The following is a 22,095-nucleotide window of genomic DNA, read 5'->3' as shown; positions in this document are numbered from 1 at the left end:
TATATTGGGCGAAGAGCGAATGATGTCCCAAGAGGCAGATCCTAATGAAGAACCTATTGAGTCTTCTGTAAGACCGCAATCACTTAAGGATTATATTGGACAGACAAAAGTAAAAGAAAATCTTAGCGTCTTTATTGAGGCCGCTAAACATCGAAATGAAGCCTTAGATCATGTCCTGTTATATGGCCCCCCGGGTCTGGGAAAGACGACCTTATCGATGATTATTGCCCACGAGATGGGTGTGAACATTCGGACGACTTCCGGTCCAGCCATTGAGCGTCCCGGGGATTTGGCCGCTGTCTTAACGGCTTTGGAGCCAGGGGATGTTTTGTTTATAGATGAAATCCATCGCTTACCCCGTCATGTAGAAGAAGTGCTCTACCCGGCAATGGAGGATTTTTGTCTTGATATTGTTGTTGGAAAAGGGGAAACAGCGCACTCGATGCGTCTTGATTTACCGCCGTTTACGTTAGTGGGGGCTACCACACGGGCAGGATATTTATCGCCACCGCTCCGTGATCGTTTTGGTGTCGTTTTACGCTTACAATATTATGAGGTAGATGAGCTCGCATCAATTGTTACACGGACAGCGGATGTTCTCTCAACACCTATTGATCATGAAGCTGCTTATGAAATTGCAGGACGTTCTCGAGGGACGCCAAGAATTGCCAACCGCTTGCTTAGACGAGTGCGTGATTTTGCTCAAGTGGTCGGGACAGGCGATATTGACATACGTTTGACACGCGAAGCGTTAGAGCGGCTACAAGTGGATGAAAAGGGATTAGACCATATCGATCATCAATTGCTCACAAGTATTATCGAGAAGTTTAAAGGTGGTCCTGTTGGACTGGATACCATTGCGGCGACTATTGGTGAAGAAAGACATACCATTGAAGATGTCTATGAGCCCTACTTATTACAAATTGGCTTTTTACAACGGACGCCAAGAGGGAGAATGGTTACACCGTTAGTCTACGAACATTTAAATATAAAAGATGAGTAAGAAATAATCATTATTGTGAAACTTCAAGAGGTGAAAGACGTATGGATGTATCATTATTTGATTTTGATTTACCAGAAGAGCTTATTGCACAAACACCTTTGGAAAATCGGGAGGCCTCTCGCTTGATGGTGCTCCATCCTAATGATGAGAAAATCGAACATCGGCATTTTTCCGATATTATCGATTATCTTGAGCCTGGGGATACTCTTGTTTTAAATGACACAAAGGTATTGCCAGCACGATTATTTGGGACAAAAAAAGAAACAGGGGCAAAAGTTGAAATTCTACTTTTAAAGCAGCTTCAAGGGGATAACTGGGAGTGCTTAGTCAAGCCAGCCAAGCGGATCACTCTTGGAACAGTGATCGATTTTGGTGAAGGAAAGCTGAAAGCTGAATGTATTGAAGTCGCAGATGAAGGGCGCCGTGTTCTTCGCTTTGAATATCAAGGGATTTTTAATGAAATTTTGGACGAGTTAGGAAAGATGCCCCTTCCGCCTTATATTCGTGAACAGCTTGAAGATCAAAACCGTTATCAAACCGTTTTTGCAAAGCATGAAGGGTCAGCGGCAGCGCCAACAGCCGGGTTACATTTCACTGAGCAGCTTCTCAAACGTATTGAAGACAAAGGAGTCAATATCCTCTTTATTACACTTCATGTAGGTTTGGGAACCTTCCGACCTGTTAAAACTGATACTATTGAAGATCACCATATGCATGCTGAATTTTACCGCATGTCAGAACAAGTGGCTGATACTTTAAATCAAACACGTACAGACGGGCACCGTATCATTGCGGTAGGAACGACAGTGATCCGTACACTCGAAACCATTGCGACAAAATGCGCTGGTCACTTTGAGGCCTCCTCGGGCTGGACAGATATTTTTATTTTTCCTGGATATGAATATAAAGGGGTCGATGGTTTTATCACTAATTTCCATCTCCCAAAATCCACGTTGATCATGCTTGTCAGTGCATTTTCGGGAAGAGAGTTTTTATTATCCGCCTACAATGAGGCGGTTAAGGAGCGGTATCGTTTCTTTAGCTTTGGAGATGCGATGCTTGTTTTAGAAAGGAAAAAGAATTAAATGACGACACCTGTAACTTATGAATTGATTAAAGAGTGTGGGCAAACGGGTGCCCGCCTAGGGAAGCTTCACACTCCCCACGGGACGTTTGATACGCCAATGTTTATGCCTGTCGGAACGCTGGCAACAGTTAAAACGATGAGCCCTGAGGAATTAAAGGCAATGGGGGCCGGCGTCATCTTAAGCAATACTTATCATCTCTGGTTACGGCCAGGGGAAGATATTGTAGAAGAAGCAGGTGGTCTTCACCGCTTTATGAACTGGGATCAAGGTATTCTTACCGATTCCGGTGGATTCCAAGTCTTTAGTTTAAGCGACCTCAGAGAAATTACAGAGGAAGGCGTCCATTTTCGTAACCATTTAAACGGAGAAAAACTTTTTCTTACACCGGAAAAGTCTATTCATGTTCAAAATGCCTTAGGCTCTGACATTATGATGGCTTTTGATGAGTGTCCACCGTTCCCCGCTGAACGTGAGTACCTCATAGATTCTTTAGAAAGAACAAGCCGTTGGGCTGAGCGGTGTTTAGCCGCCAATAAACATCCTGATCGTCAAGCGATCTTTGGCATTGTACAAGGTGGAGTCTATGAAGATTTACGTAAACGGAGTGCTGAAGCTCTCACTTCTCTGGACTTTCCAGGCTATGCAGTTGGTGGTTTATCTGTTGGAGAACCGAAACATTTAATGTATGAAGCCCTAGAATATACGACCCCATTATTGCCAACGCATAAACCAAGATATTTGATGGGTGTGGGGTCACCAGACGCTTTGATTGAAGGAGCTATCAGGGGCATTGATATGTTTGATTGCGTTCTGCCTACTCGTATTGCGAGGAATGGAACGTGCATGACAAGTGAAGGCCGCTTAGTGATTCGCAATGCGAAATTTGCTCGAGATTTTAGACCTATTGACGAGGATTGTGATTGTCATGTGTGTCAAACGTATAGTCGGGCTTATATCAGGCATCTAGTAAAATCCAATGAAACATTCGGATTTAGACTTACCACTTATCATAACCTCCATTTTCTGATAAAATTAATGGAGCGTGTCCGCGAAGCCATAAGAGAAGATCGGCTCAATGATTTTAAAGAAGAATTTTTTGAGCGCTATGGTTTTAATCAGCCTAACGCTAAGAATTTTTAAAAATACATAAAAAGGAGTGAAAGCAATGGGTGGAGCAGGTTCCATAATTATGTTGGTCATCTTTTTCGCGATTTTCTATTTCTTGTTAATTCGTCCGCAACAAAAGCGTCAGAAGAAGACACAAGAAATGCAAAGCAGTTTAGAGAAGGGCGACAAGATTACGACGATTGGTGGGTTACACGGGATTGTTGATGTGATTGAAGATGGTCAAGTCACAATTAAATGTAATGGTAACACTAAATTAACGTTCGATCGAAACGCCATTCGTGAGATTGTTCAGAAGAAAGTTAACCCTCACGAAAAAGACGCTGTTGTCGAAAAAGAAACAGAAGAAGCAAAACAAGAATCATAAAGAAAAGCGCGTACCCTATAGGGTGCGCGCTTATTTACGTCCAAATAAATTAACGCCAAGAATCCCCCCCATGCCTGTGACAATTACATTCACAAGGATTGTAAGATATTGATCAAGCCCGAGGTGACGATCATAACCAAGAAATAGGATTAAATAAATGAATAAAGAGTATGTTAATCCAGTAATGGCTCCAATCATCAATCCTTTCTCTTTAAGCTTCGCTCCAGATATTAATCCCCCAATAAACAGTGCACAAAATGAAATGATGAGTAAGGGAAGCTGACCAATTGAAAATTCATCTAAGGCTGTAAATCGGAAAAGAGTGGCGAAAATAAGAGCGACGATAAGAATTAAGATAAAGGCGGTGATCATTCCATAGCTCGTAGCTTGGACGACCCGTTTTGACATTCACATCACCTCCTGTCCCAAGCGTTCTTATTAAATGCATATTCAAGCTTGTTTCTTTTAGAAGTGAAAGATGAAGGGATGAGCCCTTTCTCCTATTTGTGAAAATGTCTTATCGTATCCTGATAATCCCGTTTATTTAGCTCATACTAAGAACAAAGTGGTGAAAGGGGGAAGTTGATTGGCGACGATCATCCTGCGAACGATGATTATTTATTGTGTTATTTTATTGACCTTTAGATTAATGGGAAAAAGAGAGATCGGTCAATTGAGTGTGGTTGATTTTGTTATTTCGATTATGATAGCCGAGTTAGCGGTTACTTCCATTGAGGATACATCGACGTCCCTCTTCATAACACTTCTTCCGATCTTCTCTCTCCTTTTCATCCAGCTCACTCTTGCCTATCTTTCGTTAAAGGCTCCACATTTAAGGCGATTAATGGATGGTGAACCAACGGTAATCATTAAGGATGGAAAAATTGATAAAAAGCAGATGAGAAAACAGCGGTATAATTTTGATGATTTACTTATGCAGCTTCGCGAGAAAAACGTAAAAAGGATAGATGATGTTGAATTCGCGATACTAGAGCCCAATGGTAAATTGTCAGTCTTGAAACAACTGCATCATGATGACAATATTACGAAGGATAAACAAGAGAGGCCGCTTCCTTTACCCTTAATTGAAGATGGGAAAGTTCAGGAGCACAATTTAGCCCGTTTACATAAGACACCGCTCTGGCTTAGGCAAAAACTTCGGGTATTGGGATATAAAAATATAAAACTTATTGCGAGTTGTATTTTGGATAAAAATGAAGTCTTTCATATCAAGTTAAAAGAAGAGTGATGGCCTAACTTAAGAAAAACTGACCGAAGAACACCGAAGCGACTAAAAAGTAAATTCAAGAATAGAATTTCAGAAATACGTGAGATTCCTGCGGGAACAGCGTGCTTGGCGAGAGCCCACAGAGCACATCATATTACGCCCCGAGGAGGCTCGCGGGTCGCCCGCGCGCGGAAAGCAAGTATATTTCTGTATTTAAATATCAATTACATGTTTTTCAGTGGCCCTAAGAACACCTAGTCTTCGTTTAGACACTGAAAAAAGATGGCAACAATCAAGTGGACTGTAGTGTCCAGGTACCGTGTAATCCTAAGCGCGTAAATAAATGGGTAGCTTTATTTACGCCACCCATTTATTAATGATAGGAAAGTGAGCCAGTTCTTCTTTCGTTATTAGTCTTGTAGACACTATCATGATAATGTAAAAGATTAGAATCATTAAGATTAAACAGAGCGTTCGAGGTAAAAGGTCCCAATCTAAAAGCAAGTAGCGATTGGCGAGTGAAGCACCCCAGCCTGTAATGAGCAAAGAAATAATACCTTTAATATAATAGCTATATTTTAAGCGGAACCCGATGGCTTTTACGACTGTAGCAAAATGGAGTAAAGTGACTAAGACAATACTTGCTGAAAAACCAAGAGCAGCCCCCATAATGCCAAGCTCTGGTCGTGAGGCTAAAGCAAAGATGGTGACGATTTTAACAAAGGCGCCAATAAAGCTATTGATCATAGCCGCTTTGGCCAAATCAAGGGCTTGTAGACAAGCGCCAAGGGGGGACTGGAAATAAAGCAAGAGAAAAAAGGGAGCCACAACATAGATGTATACGGCCGATTGCGGTGAGTGGTACATCAATTCCATTATTGGTTTTGCAAAGACTAAACAAACAATGGTTGAAAAACCCCCAGCGATTAAAGCAATTTTAAGTGCCTGATTCAATCTATAAAAGATAGTGGACATTTTATTTTGGGCCGCAGCTTCACTTATTGTTGGGACAAGGGAAACATGTAAGGCATGAGTGATAAATCCTGCAAGGCCGAGGATAGAAAAAGCATAGCCAACAAGCTCGCCATATTGTTGAGTAGCGATAGGAGTGGCGACGCCAGCGAGCATTAAACTTCGTGCGACAACAATAGGTTCTAAGAAATAGGAAAATGAACCAATGAGACGACTTCCTGTTGTCGGTAAGGCAATGTTCATTAATTGTGAAAAAGTGGTTCGACCGCCGCTGAGATAGTGCCAATAGTTGCGGCGGATAGGGATTTGTTTCTTTTGCTTAAATTTCCAAAACATATAGAGCAAGGAAATGAATTCACCGATGACACCAGCGATCATAGCACCACCAGCAGCGTATTCAATACCATAAGGCAAAAGGCTATTGGCTAAAGTGGCAACGAGTGAGATTCTCACGATTTGCTCGATGACTTGTGAGAACGCATAAGGTTTCATATTTTGCATGCCTTGAAAATAGCCACGTAAGACCGAAGCGATACCTACAATAGGGATAATCGGCGTAATGGCGAGAAGTGGATACAGTGTGCGCTTATCAGTAAATAAAATATGTGAAGCAAGAGGTGCGACGATCATTAAGGCAATAGTGAACAGAATGCTTAAGGAGCCGACGACAAAAAAGGACACTGTTAATATTCTTTTTATTTTCTTTGTATCGTTGTAAGCACTCGCTTCGGCTACCAGTTTAGATATAGCTACGGGAAGGCCTAATTGCGTGAGAGTGACTGTAAGTAAAAGAGTAGGATAGGCCATCATGTATAGGCCGACACCTTCCTGCCCCACAATACGCGCGAGTACAATTTTATTCACAAAGCCAAGGAGCTTGGTCACCATACCGGCTAACATGAGTGTAAAGGCTCCTTTTAGGAATGATTGTCTTTGCATAGTATCCATCCTTCGCTAGGCTATCTTGCTTTCAAATTCTAAGATGATATATATATATGGTTTCAATAGTCCAAGCATGACAAGTTATCCTAAAGCTTTTTTCGATAGGCTTCAATTTTAGGAGTTGAAGGAAATGGTGACGTAACTGTTAGGGGGCCGGAGCTGATAATGTGTAAATTCCGCTCCAGGTCGCTCGCTTTCCTCATGCCCACAGGACTAAGGAAAGCTACTAAGAGAATATTCCTCGCAGAAAAATCGTGTTTTTTACGATTTTTTGATGTCGGTAGGATCGGTGTTGTCACAGGACGTGACGATTTTGACCGATCATCCTTAGTGGCCTCAGCTAACTTTGGAGTCGGTTTGTGGGTGCTCCAAAGTGGATTTTCGGACGCGTGCTTTTCCCGAGGGACTCTAGTTTATGCACCCGTGAGTCAGCGGCGCTGAGGAACACACTTTTCCTGAGGTGTTCTGAATCTTGCGCCTTACACTCCAAGCCACTGGATTCATAGTTATATGTAAGCGACCCTGTTACGTCGCAATCTATATCAATAACACACGATGCGAATGGAGCCTTTGGATAAAACAAACTGACTTATAGCAAGAGAGGTGGTTCGTATCGGAGGAAAATGCTAGATTTTGGATATGGACTATACCAAAGGGCTCAAGAACCTTTCTGGAATAAAATTCGCTTTATCATTTGATAGGATATTGTGGTAAGATATTAAAAGTGGGGTGATTGAATCATGACAGATCGTGAAAATCAGGGATCGTTTGACTATTGGCGAATAAAGGTAAACCCTTTTTTACAGAGTAAACTTGAAGAATTTCAACTTCTAGGAATTAATCATTTAAGTTTAGATGATCTGTGGGCATTTATTAAGGAAAAAGTGCAAAAGAAAACGAAGAAAAATGAGGCTGATGAAGAATGGCGTTTACACCAAGTCGTCGGCTATATTATGAGTATTTCTGTGAATGATTATATGAATAAAATAAGATTAGAAATGTTTCAAGATGAAGATTTATTGAAGGTGACCGAAGAACTTCTATAGCGATGAACACTTATTGCTCGCTGGCTTTGCTAGTAAGGAGAATTATAGCGTCCAGGACATCTTCATTAAGAATAGATTGACACCAAAAATTAACGGTGGCTATAATAATGATACTGCTTTCAAGAGAACAGAGGTTTGAACACATGTTAGAGAATGAATACATAAAGGGGGTAAGGAACGATCATGGTTAAAAAGGGGAGGATCGTATCCTTTTTTGTCATTTTAGTAATCGTAGCAGCAATTATTGGCTTTACGATAAAACCATTATTACATAATGTCAAACTTGGTCTGGACTTACAGGGTGGCTTCGAGGTGCTTTATGAAGTTCACGCGATTAATGAAAATGGACAAGTTTCAAAGGCAACGCCGAGTAAAGGGACATTACAAGATGCCGTCTCGACCATTCGTCACCGCATTGACGCATTAGGTGTCAATGAACCTCAAGTGACAATTGAAGGGAAGGACCATATTAGAGTTCAACTTGCTGGGGTCAAAGATCAGGCAAAGGCAAGAAAATTGTTATCAACAACAGCGAATTTAAGCTTTAGAGATGTTGACAATAAATTAATGATGGATGGGTCAGAGCTTAAACCGGGAAGTGCTAAAGTCGGTTTTGACCAAGCCAACCAGCCGATGGTCACCATGAAATTAAAGGATGCGAATAAATTCGCCAAGGTGACGAAAGAAATTTTGGATAAGGGGGCTCCGAATAATAAGTTAGTGATTTGGCTTGATTGGAAGAAAGGCATGACCTATGCGAAAGAAGCCACTAAAGAAAAGCCAGATCCGGCCTTTATTTCTGCTCCAAGTGTTAATGAAGTCATTGATAGTAAAGATGTGCAGATCACAGGAAACTTTTCGGTAGATGAAGCGAAAGAACTGAGTGAACTTTTGAATGCCGGGGCTCTACCTGTTGATATGAAAGAAATCTATTCAACTTCTGTAGGTGCTCAATTTGGGCAAGATGCTTTGTATGATACAGTGCTCGCAGGGGCCATCGGTATTGCAGCGATTTTCTTATTTATGCTGTTATTCTACCGTTTTGGTGGCTTTATCGCAGCTGTTTCTCTAGCCATTTATTTATGGCTTGTCATTGCTGTTTTTGTTGGACTTCAAGTTGTCTTAACCTTGCCGGGGATTGCCGCGCTCATCCTGGGAGTCGGGATGGCAGTAGACGCCAATATTATCACGTTGGAACGGATTAAGGATGAGATACGCACAGGGAAATCCATTCTTTCTGCCTATAAATCAGGGAATAAGCGCTCATTTTCAACGATCCTTGATGCCAATTTAACAACACTTTTGGCCGCCATCGTCATGTTTGTGTATGGGACAAGCTCGGTTAAAGGCTTTGCTGTTCTATTAATCGTCAGTATCGTCATTACCTTTATTGCCTCGGTTTTCCTTTCAAGACTCTTTTTGTCCTTGTGGGTCAAAAGTCGGGTGCTTGATAAGAAACCAAGACTCTTTGGTGTAAAGGAGAGTGACATTGATGAGCTTTAAAAAATTAAATTATATGAAATATCGCAAGCTGTTTTTTACCGTGTCTACTATTTTAGTCATTCTTGGTATTGTCAGTCTCTTCATTTTCAAAATGAATCTAGGGATCGACTTTTCAAGTGGAACTCGAGTTGATATTCAAGGAAAGCATGCCCTATCAATTGATAAGTTGACCGACACTGTAGAGTCTTTAGGGTATGAGGCAGAACGACCAACATTGGCGGGCAACAACAATAATTTTGCGAGCGTGACCTTGAATAAGGTCTTGAATCAGGATCAAATCAATCAACTTCAGCAAAAGATTCAAAAAGATATGGGTTATAAGCCTACTGTGAGTACAGTCTCACCAGCAGTTGGGCGTGAATTGGCGAAAAATGCCTTTTGGGCAGTCATCATCTCGTCCATTTTTATCATCATTTATGTTTGGATTCGTTTTGAGTTTTTACAAGGGCTAACAGCGGTTATTGCTTTGTTACATGATGCTTTCTTTATCATTACGATTTTTAGTTTATTGCATATTGAAGTCAATGCTGTTTTCATAGCAGCCCTGCTCACAATTATCGGGTATTCCATCAATGATACCATTGTCACCTTTGACCGTGTCCGTGAAAATGTGAAGTTAAAGAAGGGCAAACTTACTTCTTTTGAGGACTATAAAGAGATTGTCAATAAAAGTATTCAACAGACGATTGTCCGTTCCATCAATACGGTATTGACGGTGTTGATTCCGGTTATTGCCCTATTGATTTTTGGTAGCCCATCGATCCGAACGTTTACGATTGCCATGTTTATTGGGTTAATTGCAGGTGTCTATTCTTCAATCTTCATCGCTGCACCTCTATGGGCTGTTATGAAGTTTAAGCATGATCAGCGTCAAAAGAAGAAAAAGGTCAGACCACAACAATCTTAAGAAACTAAAGGGGTAGCGGGTATGCGACAACAGCGTATGCCCGCTCTCTTCTTTCACTATACTTAATGAGAAGAATTGAAAAGAGGTGTTCCTATGAAAGGGCAGTGGGGATTCATCCTTGCTCTTGTTTTTGCGCTTTTAATTGCCATTTTCTCTGTGATCAATGTTGATCCGGTAACCGTCAATTATTTATTTGGACATGCGCAATGGCCACTTATTTTAGTTATTTTAGGCTCTGTTTTAGTTGGTGGCATTATCGTCGGTTCCGTTGGGATTGTAAGGGTATTTCGTTTGCAAAGAATGGTGCACAGATTGACTCAACAATTACAAGACATTCAAGAATCTCAATCTGCAGACAATGAAAAAATTGCAGGAGAAATTGAAGGACCACAAAGTCACGTAGCGGATCTTAATATTCATGAAGAGACTCACAAAAAGAAGGATAGAACAGATCGTTAAAGCGGAAAGAGGTGATTTTTTATGCTGCAATCAAAAACAAGGTGGGAGATTGAGCAACAGGATGAAGCAACAGTGAATGTATTTGTCGAGGCTTTGGATGTGTCTCCTGTACTCGCAAAACTCCTTGTCAATCGAGGGTTGACCACATTAGAAGCTGCACGAGACTTCTTAACGATTGAGGACAAGGACTTCCACTCTCCTTACGCACTAGATGGAATGGAAGAAGCCGTCCATCGTATCCGTGCAGCGATTCATACACAAGAAAAGATCCTCGTATTTGGTGATTATGATGCCGATGGAGTCACCGCAACCTCATTGATGGTGACAGGTCTCAAAAAGATGGGGGCTAATGTGAGCTTTTATGTCCCCCATCGCTTTTCAGAGGGTTATGGGCCGAATGTCCCTGCTTTTGAAAAAGCACGTCAAGAGGGTGTGGGACTTATTATTACAGTGGATACAGGGATCGCCGCCCATGACGCCATAGAAGCCGCGCGTTTAATGGGTCTTGACGTCATTATTACAGATCACCATGAACCACCACCGGAATTACCAAAGGCTGAGATTATTATTAACCCTAAAAAGCCAGGCTGCCCGTATCCCTTTAAAGGGCTTGCAGGCGTCGGTGTCGCCTTTAAAGTCATTCATGCCTTATGGGAAGAAGTACCTGAGACGCTGTTGGATCTGGTGGCCATTGGGACAATTGCTGACTTAGTGCCACTGATTGATGAGAACCGCCTTTTAGCGATTAAAGGTCTTAAAAGAATAAATGAACGCCCGAGATTGGGGATAGAGGCTTTATTAAGCGTCGCGGGTATCGAAGCGGGACAAGTCTCTGAAGATAATATTGGTTTTGGTCTTGGGCCAAGAATCAATGCCGCTGGCCGTATGGATCATGCCAAACCAGCTATTGATCTCATGCTATCAGAGAATGCTGAAGAGGCCGCTAGACTTGCTCAATCTTTGGATGAGGCTAATATTGAACGCAAGCGCATTGTCGAAGAAATGACAAATGAGGCCCTTCAAAAGGTAGAGTTAATTCCCGACACACAGCAAACCGTGATCGTTGTCGCTGGTGAGGATTGGCATGAAGGCGTCGTCGGTATTGTGGCTTCTAGAATTGTGGAAGCTTATTATAGACCAACAATCGTTTTGTCGATTGACCCTGAGACAGGAATGGCAAAGGGATCGGCGCGAAGTATTGATGGGTTTGATATTTTCAAAGCCTTATCAACATGTAAAGATCTATTGCCTCATTTTGGAGGACATGAAATGGCCGCTGGGATGTCTCTTGCCACAGATCAAATTGAAGCTCTAAGGACTCGTTTAAATATTTATGGACAATCACACTTAACGTCGGAACTCTTGACCCCATTAACAAGAATAGATCAAGTGTATCCTGTTGAAGAGATTTCTGTGGAAGGCATTGAAGCACTTCAGGCATTAGCGCCCTTTGGTGTCGGTAATCCGAAGCCGCGATTTGTTATGGAGCACTTAGCTATTCATTCCATGAAGCAGATCGGCAGTAATAAAGATCATTTAAAATTCACCTTTGAAAAAGACGATGTTAAACTAGAGGGCGTAGGGTTCCGTATTGGTGATTATTATCAACACATTGCTCCTGATGCTGAGCTTTCAGTTGTCGGAGAATTATCCATAAATGAATGGAATGGATTTAGAAAGCCACAAATTCTTATAGAAGATTTGCGAGTTCCGCAGTGGCAGCTCTTTGATTGGCGGGGACAAAAGGATATAATAAATAAGTTAAAGCAACTTCCAGCAAAGAAACGCCAGGTGGTTTGTTTTAATGAGGAAACGCCAAATAAGATAGGTTTTCCCCCTGAACTTCAAGAGGATATTTTATTTGTTTCGCAACAGGAAATACACGTGAGTGGTGATGAAGAACGTCCTTATCTCGTTTTTTTAGATTTACCAGAGTCAATAGAAAGTATACAAAAACTGTTTAACAGTAGGGATACATTTCCCGGACGGATCTATGCTATTTTTGTTCAAACAGAAGAGCACTTTTTTACCGCCTTTCCAACAAGAGAACAATTTAAATGGCTTTATGCTTTTCTTATAAAACAGAAAAAGTTTTCTTATAAACAAGCTATCCAAGCGATTGTAAAACACAAAACTTGGGGACAAGAGCTCATTGAATTTATGTTTAAAGTGTTTTTTGAATTAGACTTTGCTAAAATAGAAGAGGACTTTGTGTATCTCAATGAATCGCCCAATAAAAGGCCTTTAACAGAATCGCTAGCCTATTCAAGAAGGCTTGAACTTTCAAAACTAGAGGAGCTCTTATGCTATTCATCAAGAAGAGATTTAGTCCAATGGTTCAAACAGTTTAATTTAGATTTGACACGTGCTGAGGAGGCCACAGTTTAAATGGAGTTTAAAGAACACATTAAAATTATCGAAAACTACCCAAAAGAGGGGATTCGTTTTAAAGACATTACCCCCCTTATGCAAAATGGGGAAGCTTATAGAAAAGCTATGGACGAGATGGTGAAGTATGTCAAGGGAAAAGACGCTGATATTATCGTCGGTCCAGAAGCAAGAGGCTTTATCGTCGGTTGTCCCGTTTCTTATGCACTTGAACTCGGTTTTGTGCCTGTGCGTAAAGAAGGGAAGTTGCCCCGTGAAGTCATCAAGGTAGAATATGGTTTAGAATATGGTAAGGATGCTTTGACTATTCACAAGGATTCCATTGTCCCTGGTCAAAAAGTCGTCATTATGGATGATTTGCTAGCCACAGGTGGAACCATTGATGCAACGATACAACTGGTTGAAAAGCTTGGTGGCAAAGTGGTCGGTCTCGCTTTTATGATCGAGTTAACCTATCTGAATGGTAGGGATAAACTAAAGGATTATGATATTTTTACATTAATGCAGTATTAAATTAAAGATGAAAGAGTGGCTCACGCATGAGCGCTCTTTTTTATTTGTAACGTCAGTGTGATAACTTTGTTGGAAGACCTTATAAGTGCAACTTAGGCTTTGGCCATCAAGTGAGTGTAAAAGCTTGAACATCAGACTGTGCTTAGCGAAGCGGTGGAGTTTAAGCCGGGTTTTATGACATTTTTGCCCAGTTTTTTCAATTTGCCGAAGCTATAGGGACGTTTTCGACAAATTTTCATGCTTTGCACTTTACATGTGGTCTGTAATTCACGATAATAGAACTTATATAGTTATTTTTATTAAGGTGATGGGTTTGTATATGACAATCAAAGATCTTTTAGATAAAGCCATCCTCTATCTTGACGAAGAAGAGGTTAATAGGATAGATGATGCCTATCATTTTGCTGATGAGGCTCATAAAGGTCAATTGCGAAAATCAGGTGACCCGTATATTATCCACCCTGTCGAAGTTGCGGGTATCCTTGTTGATCTTGAGATGGACGCGACGACAATTATTGGTGGTCTTCTTCATGATGTCGTTGAAGATACAGAGGTTACCCTTGATGATATTACGGAACGGTATGGCTCAGAGGTGGCTGCCCTCGTCGATGGAGTGACAAAGCTTCGCCATTTTGAATTTAAATCGAAAGAAGATCAACAGGCGGAAAATCATCGAAAAATGTTTGTGGCCATGGCCCAAGATATTCGTTGTGTGCTGATTAAATTGGCCGATCGCCTTCATAACATGAGAACGTTAAAATTTATGTCTACAGAGAAGCAAATTCAAAAGGCCAATGAAACTCTAGAGATCTTTGCACCGCTTGCCAATCGCCTAGGAATATCAGCCATCAAATGGGAGCTTGAAGATATTTCTTTACGTTTTTTAAACCCGCAACAGTATTATCGGATTGTCAATCTGATGAAGCGTAAACGTAATGAAAGAGAAGACTATATCTCTGAAGTCATTAGTAAGATTACAGAAACGCTGCAAGAGCTTAATATTGAAGCTGATATTTACGGGAGACCGAAGCATATTTACAGTATTTATCGTAAAATGGCTTTTCAGAATAAGCAATTTAATGAAATTTATGATCTTCTTGCGGTGAGGATTATCGTCGGCAGTATTAAAGATTGTTATGCAACGCTCGGCATTATTCACACCCATTGGAAGCCGATGCCGGGGCGTTTTAAAGATTATATCGCGATGCCAAAAGCCAATATGTATCAATCCTTACACACTACAGTTATTGGACCAAAAGGCGATCCGTTAGAGGTCCAGATTCGTACAGAAGAAATGCATAAGGTTGCCGAATACGGTATTGCAGCACACTGGGCCTATAAAGAAGGCATGGCAAAGAACGTCAATAACAAGTTCGAAGACAAACTCACGTGGTTCCGACAAATTCTAGAATGGCAAAATGATGCCGAGGACGCTAAAGAGTTTATCGAGTCTTTAAAGGCTGATTTGTTCTCGGACATGGTGTTTGTCTTTACACCTAAGGGTGACGTCATTGAACTTCCACGAGGATCTGTGCCTATTGATTTTGCTTACCGCATTCATACAGAGGTAGGTAATAAGACTGTCGGGGCTAAGGTGAATGGGAAAATGGTGACGCTAGATTACCATTTGCAAACGGGAGATATTGTTGAAATGATGACGTCCAAGCATTCCTATGGACCGAGTCAAGACTGGCTTAAAATGGCGAAAAGCTCCCATGCGAAAAATAAAATTCGCCAATGGTTTAAGAAGCAGCGCCGAGATGAAAATGTTTCTAAAGGCCGTGAACTGGTTGAAAAAGAATTAAGAAATCAAGGATTTGAGCCAAAAGAAACCTTAACTGATGAAAATATCGCAAGTGTAGCGGAAAAATTTAATTTTTCATCAGAAGACGAAATCTATGCGGCTGTCGGGTATAATGGCATCACGGCCAAGCAGGTGGTGACGCGTTTAACCGAACGTTTCCGAAAGCAAAATAACGTGGAAGATCTCATTAATTCGATTCCAAATGTAAAGACGTATACTTCCACCCGGAAAACAGAAACGGGCGTGCGGGTTAAAGGTGTAGATAATCTGATGATTCGATTATCCAAGTGCTGCAATCCTGTTCCTGGTGATGATATTGTCGGTTATATTACAAAAGGCCGTGGGGTGTCCATTCATAGGAGAACCTGCCCCAACATTCATTTAGAAGAAGATCAGAACCGGTTGCTAGAAGTGGAGTGGGAAGCTCCAAAAGAAAACTTGAAAAACTACAATGTAGATATCGAGATCACGGGCTATGATCGTCACGGGTTTCTTAATGAAGTTTTACAGGCTGTATCAGAAACCAAGACGCAAATCAATGCGGTCACAGGCAAAGCCGACAAGAATAAAGTGGCCTTAATTGATATGAAAATAGCGATTCATAATGTTAGCCATCTTAAGACAGTGGTTGAACGTATTAAACGGATACCCGATGTCTATGCAGTCAGACGAATTATGGACTGATTAGGGTTTATTGCAGTTAGAGATGGATATAAAGAAATACTCAAGTCAAGAGTGAAGGGACGCGTTTACTAGTGCGAGTGGTTGTTCAACGGGTGAACGAAGCAAGTGTGAGGGTAGATGAACGAACCGTTGGGAAAATAGCTCATGGGCTGTTACTTCTTGTTGGTGTAAAAAAAGGCGATTCCGAGGTCGAGGCGGATTATTGTGCGAATAAAATTGCCGGGCTTAGAATTTTTGAAGACCAAGAGCAAAAAATGAATCTGTCTGTTGTGGATGCTGCAGGAGAGATTCTTTCTGTATCACAATTTACCTTGTATGGCGATACGCGTCATGGTCGTCGACCGAGTTTTGTAGAGGCAGCCCCTCCTGAAGAGGCAGAACCTTTATATGAATATTTCAATAAAGCTTTAAGAAGCAAGGGATTGAACGTAGCTACGGGCGTCTTTGGTGCTGACATGGATGTTGCCTTAACAAATGATGGTCCTGTTACACTGATCGTGGAAAAGTGAACGTATAGTCTTTCACAGGTTCGGCTATCCTAAAAGAAAAATAGGAAGGGCTGGACCTGAAATGCATATTTCTCATAAACATAGTGAACGCTTACTTCCAATCTTTGAAGAACAAGAAGCACGTGAGCTCTTAAGTCCATCTTTCGAAACCCCAGGGACAAATCCGTTGCTTTTTTCAGGTGGACAAGAAGCGGTTAGAGAACTCAAAAAAGGGTTTAAACGGTAATTTTATAAAATAGGCTTGACAAAGAATCTTACAGTTCGTATGATTAGGTCTAACGATTTATTTAAATGAAAACCTATGATGAAGAGAAGTAATTAAGTAGTGTGGCAAGAGAGGAAACGTCGAAGGCTGGAAACGTTTCTCCATGAGCGCTTAATGAATGACACTTCTGAGGTTTCTTTTCGAAATCTAAAAGCCGAGGCTGAAGAAATTAGGAAAGAACGTTACAGGCGTTAACTGTTAAGTGGAAGCAGAGGGTTGTGCTTCAACAAGGGTGGTACCACGGGTAAACTCGTCCCTTATTCACATGAAATGATCAATGTGAATAAGGGGCTTTTTTGCATTGCATTTAATTGATCAAACTGTACAAAAAGAAAATTTTATCAGAGGAGGTAGGAACAATGGCTATTAAAATCCCTAGAGGGACACAGGATATTTTGCCAGATGCATCTCCTACTTGGCAATGGATCACAGAAAAGGCACGAAAAATTTGCCAGCTTTATCGGTATGAAGAAATCAAAACTCCGATGTTTGAGTCCACCGACTTATTTCATCGAGGGGTTGGCGAAACAACAGATATAGTGCAAAAAGAAATGTATACTTTTAAAGATAGGGGCGATCGTAGCCTGACTTTAAGACCTGAAGGGACAGCCCCTGTTGTCAGATCCTATGTCGAGAACAAAATGCATGGTTGGGCCAATCAGCCGGTAAAGCTTTATTACATAGGAGAAATGTTCCGTTATGAGCGTCCACAAGCAGGTCGGACAAGGCAATTAACGCAATTTGGTGTTGAAGCCATTGGTTCAGATGATCCGTCCTTGGATGCTGAAGTTATTTCACTCGCCATGGCTTTTTATAAAAGTTTTGGGTTAAATAAGTTAAAATTAGTGATCAATAGTTTAGGGGATCTTGAAAGTCGAAAGGCACATCGCGAGGCTCTCATCAGGCATTTCGAACCATCCATTCATGAATTTTGTTCAGATTGCCAAAATCGCTTACAAAAAAATCCGTTAAGAATATTGGATTGTAAAGTCGATAGTGAGCATCCGTTAATGGCAACAGCTCCTTCTATCTTAGATTTTTTGAATGAAACTTCTAAGCAGCATTTTGAACACGTCAAAGAAGCGTTAGATGCTATGGGGATTCCTTATGAAGTGGATGCAACACTCGTTCGCGGACTAGATTATTATAATCATACGACGTTTGAGATTATGGGGGCTGATTTTGGTGCTATTACCACCTTATGTGGTGGCGGTCGATATGGTGGGCTAGTCAGTGAATTAGGCGGCCCAGAGGTCTCAGGTATTGGCTTCGCATTGAGTTATGAACGGCTTCTATTGGCTTTAAATGCAGAGCAAGTCCAGCCGGAAATTGAAAATCCACTCGATTGCTTTATTGTAGCGATTGGTGAGGCAGCGGAAAAAAAGGCGACTGAACTTTTATATTTGCTGCGCCAACAAGGCATTACGGCTGATAAGGACTATATGAAACGAAAAACAAAAGGGCAATTCAAGCAAGCTGATCGCTTTGGGGCAACAACGGTTGCTGTACTGGGTGATGAGGAACTAGAAAAGGCCATTATTAATGTGAAGAATATGGAGACAGGTGAGCAACAAGAGGTGGCCATTAATGAATTTCCTCAATATGTGCAAAAATTAGTGGAAAACAGGAGGGATAGCCATGAGTGAGCGTGTCTATTGTGGTCAATTAACGGAGCAAGCGATAGGAACAAAGGTGACTCTAAACGGTTGGGTGCAAAGACGCCGTGACCTTGGGGGATTGATTTTCATCGATCTCCGTGACCGTTCAGGACTTGTTCAAATTGTATTTGATCCTGAGGGTTCTACGGAGGCTTTTGCGACCGCTGAAAAAATTCGAAGTGAATATGTGGTCGAGGTTAAGGGGGAAGTCGTCGCTCGTGATGCCAATGTTGTGAATGAAAAAATTGCAACTGGACATATCGAAATCAGAGTGGAATCTATTTACATTCTAAATGGATCCAAAACCCCTCCTTTTGCGATTACAAATGAAGCCGAAGTATCTGAAGAAGTGCGATTGAAATATCGTTACCTTGATTTGCGGCGCCCAGTCATGCAGGAGACCTTTAAACTTCGCCATAACATTAATAAAGCCTTTCGTCGCTTTCTTGAAGACAGAGAGTTTTATGAGATTGAGACACCCATTTTAAATAAAAGCACACCAGAAGGTGCCCGTGACTATCTTGTGCCAAGTCGAGTGCATCCAGGTGAATTTTACGCGCTCCCTCAATCGCCACAGATTTTTAAACAATTGCTAATGGTTGGGGGCATGGAGAAATACTATCAAATTGTCAGGTGTTTTAGAGATGAAGATCTACGGGCCGACCGCCAACCTGAATTTACACAATTGGATATCGAGGTTTCCTTTTTCGAACGCGAAGCCTTCCTAGCCATGATGGAGGAAATGATGGTCGAAGTGGTGGACCAGGTTCGTGGAGAGAAAGTAGCTCCATCCTTTCCGCGTTTAACTTATGCTGAAGCTATGGCCCGGTATGGTAGTGACAAACCTGATACTCGATTTGGCATGGAATTACTCGACATTTCTGCTACCGTTAAAGACAGTGGCTTTAAGGTCTTTGCCAGCACGGTTGAAACAGGCGGACAGGTGAAGGCTCTCAATGTGAAGGGGCAAGCGGCACATTATTCAAGAAAAAATATCGATGAATTGACTGAATTCACTCAGCGGTATGGCGCTAAAGGACTTGCTTGGTTAAAAATTGAAGCTGGGGAATTGAAAGGTCCGATTGCGAAGTTTTTTGATGAGACAGCAGCATCGGCCATTAAAGCAGCAACTGAAGCAACAGATGGTGACTTATTGTTATTCGTTGCTGATAAGCCAAAAGTGGTTGCCGACAGTCTTGGGGCCTTACGCTCAAAGCTTGGAAAAGATCTTGGGTTAATTGACGAATCTCAATTAAATTTTCTTTGGGTGACGGACTTTCCGCTTCTTGCTTGGGATGAGGATGAAGAGCGTTATGTCGCTGAGCACCATCCTTTTACAATGCCAAAGGCGGAAGATATTGAGAAACTGAAAACTGATCCAGGTTCTGTCCGAGCTGAGGCTTATGATTTAGTTCTTAATGGGTATGAAATAGGTGGCGGTTCTCAACGTATTCATAAACGGGAGTTTCAAGAGCAGATGTTCCAGTTGTTAGGCTTTAGTCAGGAAGCAGCTGAAGAACAATTTGGGTTCTTAATGGAAGCTCTTGAATATGGGGCTCCTCCACATGGTGGCGCCGCTTTCGGTGTTGATCGTATTGTGATGATCTTGGCGGGCGTTTCAAATTTACGAGAAACAATTGCCTTTCCAAAGACAGCGAATGCAAGCTGCTTGATGACTCAAGCGCCTTCTCCCGTGGATACCAAACAATTAGAGGAATTAAGTTTGGCCGTGACCTATCAAGAGGAAGTATTGTAAAGGGAGCTTCTCATCAACCGCAGTGATAGGACAAAGGCAGAAAAATGCCAAAGACCCAAGCAGTCAAAGCTTGGGTACGGTTGAATAGCAATGCAAAATATGCTAAACTATAGTTACAAACAAGGGAGTCCTGAAGTGTTCGTAGAAAGCCACATGTTTTGACCGAACATGATTTGAAAGGGAGCCTGTAAGTTTTCACCCGGCGTGCAAGCCTCGAATTTAAGTGGACGCATAAAAGGTGAAGCAGGGCACCCACCTGCTAAGTGCGGGTTCAAAACTCGGGTTTTTATACGGCACGATTGGGACTCCTGATATATTATATGACAATGAAGATCTCTTAGAGAGGTCTTTTTATTATGTGTTTTTAGGCGAGTCACAAACAGGTTCTATTTTCTCAATGTGATTACGAAAACTAGAATCATAAAAGACAAAAACAAACGGGCGCACTTGCGGCCCGTTTGTTTTATTTTGCCAATTTTTCTAAATTCCCGTTCTTGTCCATTTTAAACGAAGGAGAGTGGGCTTCAGCTTCGTCAGAAAGCATCACCATACGTCTGGCACGATCCATGATACTGATTAATGATTGATAATCTTCTTCAATGGTTTCATGCTTCTTTTTCAACTTTTCAATTTCCTTTTGTTGAGCATTAATTGTGTTCTCAAGTTCTTCGTTCTTTTTCCACAATGTTTCGTTTTCTACCTTTAATCTTTCACTATCATGATCGTTAGTTTTTAAGTTTTGTAGGTAGACAATAACATCTTGAAGTGTCATCCCTTGAGCACTTTGATTCATCACTTGTGGTTGGGGCGTTGAAGCTTCTGGACTATAAGTTTCTTGAGTGTATGGCGTCTGCCATGAGCGAACGGGCCGTTTCTGCTGTGCTCGCTTAAGTTGCTTGCGCTGCTTCTTAGCAAGATCAACCGCTTTTTCATATTTTTTGCGCACGATCGCATTCCATCGGAAGCCACATGCTGCTCCTGTGCGGTTTAATTTATCGCCAACCTCTTCAAAAGCGTCTAACTGTGTGCTTCCTTCACGGACATGACGTAAGACCGTTTCGGCTAATAATAAGTCATCTTCATGACTCCATGCATCTTGTCTAACTTTTGTCATAATGACCTCTCCTTAAAATAAATTGCTTAATAGAAAGGATAGACAAAAGCGTCTTTTATTATACAAAAGAAGTAAAATTATCTATATAACTATGTATTTATCGTTTCCCGACAGAAGACTTCTAAGGGCGTAGCCCATTGAGTAAGTGCGAGATGAATGTCGGCTGGCACTAGCCAAAACTTCTTACCCATTAGCATAATAGGAATATAAGTTCTTGTATAGAGGAAGTGAAACAATGTTAGTCAACAATGGCTATCAATTCCGTATCTATCCCAATAAAGCGCAGGAAATTCTGATTGCTAAAACCATCGGATGCAGTCGTTTTGTTTTTTTAGGAAAATGGAAGGATACATCCAAAGAAACGGGGCAAAAGATTAAACTACAATGCCTGTTCTGCTGAATTAACACAGTTGAAAGCTGAAAAATCATCATCTTGCCAAAGCTTATGAGTGAAGTCTCTTAGTCACAGTATAGGGTCAATAGCGTTTCGGCCATTGATCAAGCAATACCTATCCTTAAGCTCATCATACACAAATGAAAAATCGTCAAAATCATTGATCTTACGCAACATGTTATCCTCTGGTACTATGAGATTATAGAGGGACTTAACTTTAATGACTGTTGTTTGGCAATCACCATAACCACCCGCTTAACTTAGTTACTATAAATTAAAAAAAGCCGAAACTCTCAATAAAATAGGTAAATTATGTGGGTTTTGGCTTTTTTTTATTTGTTTTTTTAATGAAATACACCTTCGAAAGTAA

At 41.3% G+C, this 22,095-nt stretch carries 17 protein-coding genes, 1 other RNA gene, 3 pseudogenes and 1 other annotated feature; of the genes and pseudogenes, 17 read left to right on the top strand and 4 right to left on the bottom strand.

The genetic code is table 11. The annotated features are described in order from the left end of the window. Positions 1-19: 19 nt before the first annotated feature. The 4 genes from ruvB to yajC are packed head-to-tail and all read left to right on the top strand — an operon-like array spanning position 20 to position 3,583. Positions 20-1,003 carry a Holliday junction branch migration DNA helicase RuvB gene (gene ruvB / locus IEV91_RS15795; RefSeq protein ID WP_188498413.1) on the top strand — a complete coding sequence of 328 codons (984 nt, stop codon included), beginning with the start codon at positions 20-22 and terminating at the stop codon, positions 1,001-1,003. Positions 1,004-1,044: 41 nt separating this feature from the next. Continuing rightward, the gene (gene queA / locus IEV91_RS15790; RefSeq protein ID WP_188498390.1) at positions 1,045-2,088 is read left to right on the top strand and encodes a tRNA preQ1(34) S-adenosylmethionine ribosyltransferase-isomerase QueA; all 1,044 of its coding nucleotides are present in this window, start codon (positions 1,045-1,047) and stop codon (positions 2,086-2,088) included. Further along, on the top strand, positions 2,089-3,231 hold the full coding sequence (gene tgt / locus IEV91_RS15785; RefSeq protein WP_188498389.1) for a tRNA guanosine(34) transglycosylase Tgt: 1,143 nt from the start codon (positions 2,089-2,091) through the stop codon (positions 3,229-3,231). It abuts the gene before it with no gap. Between the two features lie 25 nt (positions 3,232-3,256). Beyond that, positions 3,257-3,583 carry a preprotein translocase subunit YajC gene (gene yajC, locus IEV91_RS15780; protein ID WP_188498388.1) on the top strand — a complete coding sequence of 109 codons (327 nt, stop codon included), beginning with the start codon at positions 3,257-3,259 and terminating at the stop codon, positions 3,581-3,583. 30 nt (positions 3,584-3,613) lie between these two features. Here the strand turns inward: yajC and IEV91_RS15775 are convergent, their stop codons facing one another. Continuing rightward, positions 3,614-3,991 carry a TIGR04086 family membrane protein gene (locus tag IEV91_RS15775; RefSeq protein WP_188498387.1) on the bottom strand — a complete coding sequence of 126 codons (378 nt, stop codon included), beginning with the start codon at positions 3,989-3,991 and terminating at the stop codon, positions 3,614-3,616. Between the two features lie 202 nt (positions 3,992-4,193). On the opposite strand from IEV91_RS15775, the gene IEV91_RS15770 reads away from it, so the two are divergent. Continuing rightward, a complete protein-coding gene (locus IEV91_RS15770; protein WP_188498412.1) occupies positions 4,194-4,832 on the top strand; it encodes a YetF domain-containing protein in 639 nt (212 codons plus the stop codon). 336 nt (positions 4,833-5,168) lie between these two features. On the opposite strand, the gene spoVB is transcribed toward IEV91_RS15770, so the two are convergent. Next, on the bottom strand, positions 5,169-6,722 hold the full coding sequence (gene spoVB, locus IEV91_RS15765) for a stage V sporulation protein B (RefSeq protein WP_188498386.1): 1,554 nt from the start codon (positions 6,720-6,722) through the stop codon (positions 5,169-5,171). Between the two features lie 743 nt (positions 6,723-7,465). Here spoVB and IEV91_RS15760 point away from each other — a divergent pair. The 11 genes and pseudogenes from IEV91_RS15760 (at position 7,466) to ssrS (ending at position 20,527) form a co-directional block, all read left to right on the top strand. Continuing rightward, complete coding sequence (locus IEV91_RS15760) at positions 7,466-7,771, top strand: post-transcriptional regulator (RefSeq protein WP_188498385.1); 306 nt, start codon at positions 7,466-7,468, stop codon at positions 7,769-7,771. Positions 7,772-7,954: 183 nt separating this feature from the next. After that, positions 7,955-10,181, top strand: a pseudogene (gene secD / locus IEV91_RS15755) (protein translocase subunit SecD). 93 nt (positions 10,182-10,274) lie between these two features. Beyond that, positions 10,275-10,640 carry a LapA family protein gene (locus IEV91_RS15750; RefSeq protein WP_188498384.1) on the top strand — a complete coding sequence of 122 codons (366 nt, stop codon included), beginning with the start codon at positions 10,275-10,277 and terminating at the stop codon, positions 10,638-10,640. Between the two features lie 21 nt (positions 10,641-10,661). Then, on the top strand, positions 10,662-13,028 hold the full coding sequence (gene recJ, locus IEV91_RS15745) for a single-stranded-DNA-specific exonuclease RecJ (RefSeq protein WP_188498383.1): 2,367 nt from the start codon (positions 10,662-10,664) through the stop codon (positions 13,026-13,028). Further along, positions 13,029-13,541 (top strand): adenine phosphoribosyltransferase, encoded by a 513-nt coding sequence (locus tag IEV91_RS15740; protein WP_188498382.1) that lies wholly within the window; start codon positions 13,029-13,031, stop codon positions 13,539-13,541. Between the two features lie 307 nt (positions 13,542-13,848). After that, on the top strand, positions 13,849-16,029 hold the full coding sequence (locus tag IEV91_RS15735; RefSeq protein WP_505891285.1) for a RelA/SpoT family protein: 2,181 nt from the start codon (positions 13,849-13,851) through the stop codon (positions 16,027-16,029). 71 nt (positions 16,030-16,100) lie between these two features. Beyond that, complete coding sequence (dtd, locus tag IEV91_RS15730) at positions 16,101-16,538, top strand: D-aminoacyl-tRNA deacylase (RefSeq protein ID WP_188498380.1); 438 nt, start codon at positions 16,101-16,103, stop codon at positions 16,536-16,538. A 61-nt stretch (positions 16,539-16,599) separates the two neighbouring features. Beyond that, entirely contained in the window at positions 16,600-16,764 is a 165-nt protein-coding gene (locus tag IEV91_RS15725) for a hypothetical protein (RefSeq protein ID WP_188498379.1), read from the top strand. Positions 16,765-16,830: 66 nt separating this feature from the next. Further along, positions 16,831-17,064 (top strand) — a binding site (T-box leader). 98 nt (positions 17,065-17,162) lie between these two features. Beyond that, positions 17,163-18,449, top strand: coding sequence for a histidine--tRNA ligase (hisS, locus tag IEV91_RS15720; protein WP_188498378.1), 1,287 nt, complete (start codon positions 17,163-17,165; stop codon positions 18,447-18,449). Beyond that, positions 18,442-20,217, top strand: coding sequence for an aspartate--tRNA ligase (aspS, locus tag IEV91_RS15715; protein ID WP_188498377.1), 1,776 nt, complete (start codon positions 18,442-18,444; stop codon positions 20,215-20,217). Before hisS ends, aspS begins: the two co-directional genes overlap by 8 nt. Positions 20,218-20,341: 124 nt before the next feature. Beyond that, positions 20,342-20,527, top strand: a non-coding RNA gene (gene ssrS / locus IEV91_RS15710) — 6S RNA. Positions 20,528-20,680: 153 nt separating this feature from the next. Here the strand turns inward: ssrS and IEV91_RS15705 are convergent. Beyond that, a complete protein-coding gene (locus IEV91_RS15705; protein ID WP_188498376.1) occupies positions 20,681-21,331 on the bottom strand; it encodes an RsfA family transcriptional regulator in 651 nt (216 codons plus the stop codon). A 235-nt stretch (positions 21,332-21,566) separates the two neighbouring features. Here IEV91_RS15705 and IEV91_RS15700 point away from each other — a divergent pair. Beyond that, positions 21,567-21,762, top strand: a pseudogene (locus IEV91_RS15700) (helix-turn-helix domain-containing protein); the annotation flags it as partial. Between the two features lie 38 nt (positions 21,763-21,800). On the opposite strand, the pseudogene IEV91_RS22145 reads toward IEV91_RS15700, so the two are convergent. Beyond that, positions 21,801-21,947: pseudogene (locus IEV91_RS22145) on the bottom strand (transposase); the annotation flags it as partial. Between the last annotated feature and the right edge of the window lie 148 nt (positions 21,948-22,095).

The sequence above is a fragment of the Pullulanibacillus pueri genome (genome assembly GCF_014639255.1).
Classification (GTDB): Bacteria; Bacillota; Bacilli; order Bacillales; family Sporolactobacillaceae; genus Pullulanibacillus; species Pullulanibacillus pueri.
The sequence above is the reverse complement of the archived record's forward strand: the minus strand, read 5'-3'. Positions and strand labels throughout refer to the sequence as shown.

What these genes read in the sequence shown, in the direction of transcription:
- IEV91_RS15725 (WP_188498379.1), top strand. Translation starts at nt 16,600, where the DNA reads ATGCATATTTCTCATAAACATAGTGAACGCTTACTTCCAATCTTTGAA.
- IEV91_RS15705 (WP_188498376.1), bottom strand. Translation starts at nt 21,331, where the DNA reads ATGACAAAAGTTAGACAAGATGCATGGAGTCATGAAGATGACTTATTA.
- IEV91_RS15740 (WP_188498382.1), top strand. Translation starts at nt 13,029, where the DNA reads ATGGAGTTTAAAGAACACATTAAAATTATCGAAAACTACCCAAAAGAG.
- IEV91_RS15735 (WP_505891285.1), top strand. Translation starts at nt 13,849, where the DNA reads ATGGGTTTGTATATGACAATCAAAGATCTTTTAGATAAAGCCATCCTC.
- IEV91_RS15760 (WP_188498385.1), top strand. Translation starts at nt 7,466, where the DNA reads ATGACAGATCGTGAAAATCAGGGATCGTTTGACTATTGGCGAATAAAG.
- IEV91_RS15750 (WP_188498384.1), top strand. Translation starts at nt 10,275, where the DNA reads ATGAAAGGGCAGTGGGGATTCATCCTTGCTCTTGTTTTTGCGCTTTTA.
- recJ (WP_188498383.1), top strand. Translation starts at nt 10,662, where the DNA reads ATGCTGCAATCAAAAACAAGGTGGGAGATTGAGCAACAGGATGAAGCA.
- spoVB (WP_188498386.1), bottom strand. Translation starts at nt 6,722, where the DNA reads ATGCAAAGACAATCATTCCTAAAAGGAGCCTTTACACTCATGTTAGCC.
- IEV91_RS15775 (WP_188498387.1), bottom strand. Translation starts at nt 3,991, where the DNA reads ATGTCAAAACGGGTCGTCCAAGCTACGAGCTATGGAATGATCACCGCC.
- ruvB (WP_188498413.1), top strand. Translation starts at nt 20, where the DNA reads ATGATGTCCCAAGAGGCAGATCCTAATGAAGAACCTATTGAGTCTTCT.
- hisS (WP_188498378.1), top strand. Translation starts at nt 17,163, where the DNA reads ATGGCTATTAAAATCCCTAGAGGGACACAGGATATTTTGCCAGATGCA.
- IEV91_RS15770 (WP_188498412.1), top strand. Translation starts at nt 4,194, where the DNA reads ATGATTATTTATTGTGTTATTTTATTGACCTTTAGATTAATGGGAAAA.
- tgt (WP_188498389.1), top strand. Translation starts at nt 2,089, where the DNA reads ATGACGACACCTGTAACTTATGAATTGATTAAAGAGTGTGGGCAAACG.
- aspS (WP_188498377.1), top strand. Translation starts at nt 18,442, where the DNA reads ATGAGTGAGCGTGTCTATTGTGGTCAATTAACGGAGCAAGCGATAGGA.
- queA (WP_188498390.1), top strand. Translation starts at nt 1,045, where the DNA reads ATGGATGTATCATTATTTGATTTTGATTTACCAGAAGAGCTTATTGCA.
- yajC (WP_188498388.1), top strand. Translation starts at nt 3,257, where the DNA reads ATGGGTGGAGCAGGTTCCATAATTATGTTGGTCATCTTTTTCGCGATT.